The sequence below is a fragment of the Kocuria subflava genome (assembly GCF_012163155.1).
In the GTDB taxonomy this organism is placed as follows: Bacteria; Actinomycetota; Actinomycetes; order Actinomycetales; family Micrococcaceae; genus Kocuria; species Kocuria subflava.
Map to the genome: position 1 here is coordinate 1 of NZ_JAAVUN010000141.1, position 654 is coordinate 654.

At 64.8% G+C, this 654-nt stretch carries 1 protein-coding gene; it reads right to left on the reverse strand.

Annotated elements, in window-relative coordinates; all coding sequences use genetic code 11:
• Positions 1–45: 45 nt before the first annotated feature.
• Positions 46–654, reverse strand: a 609-nt coding sequence (locus GTW58_RS13425) for a hypothetical protein (protein WP_168023596.1), incomplete at its 5' end; no start/stop codon positions are given.

The following is a 654-nucleotide window of genomic DNA, read 5'->3' on the forward strand; positions in this document are numbered from 1 at the left end:
CCCCGGCGCCCTGGCCGGGGGAATTCGGTGTGGCTGCAACGTGACTCACTTGAGCGCTCCTGCTTGTTGGTTGCTGAGGGAGCCGGGCTCCACCGGTCCGATTTCGGTGACAGGCAGTGGGGAATCGATGTGCGGGGGTACCGCGAAATGGCCTTCGTCCACGAGGTCGTTGAGGCCCTCGAGGAGTCGTTTGATGACATCGCGCTGGTGGGGATCGCGGTACTCGAGCATGACCATGCGCATGACCACGGAGCGGACCGCCGGAGTGGCCCACCCGGGAACCACGCTCAGGTAGAGGCTCATCAGGTCGCCGTGCGCCTTGCACCACGTCAGTACCTCGTCGACGAACGCCTGGATGCTGGCTTCCAGCTCGGGTGCCGGTACGTCCCGGATGGCCACGAAACGGACCAGGAAGTCGGCGCACTCGTCCATGGTTCGGGTGTCCATGGAGAGCTTCTGCATCACGTCGCTCTTGATGAACCCGCGCTGGGTGAGCATCTCGGCCATGCGGCGTTCGCGGCGCAGTACCCGTTGGATGTGCGGATCATCCGGAATGGCCGCTTCGAGTCGGTCGTAGACGACGCCGATCTCGGCGGGGACCGACGAAAGGCCCTTCCCGGACTCCGCCGAGTCGATCAACTGCAGGATGCGTTC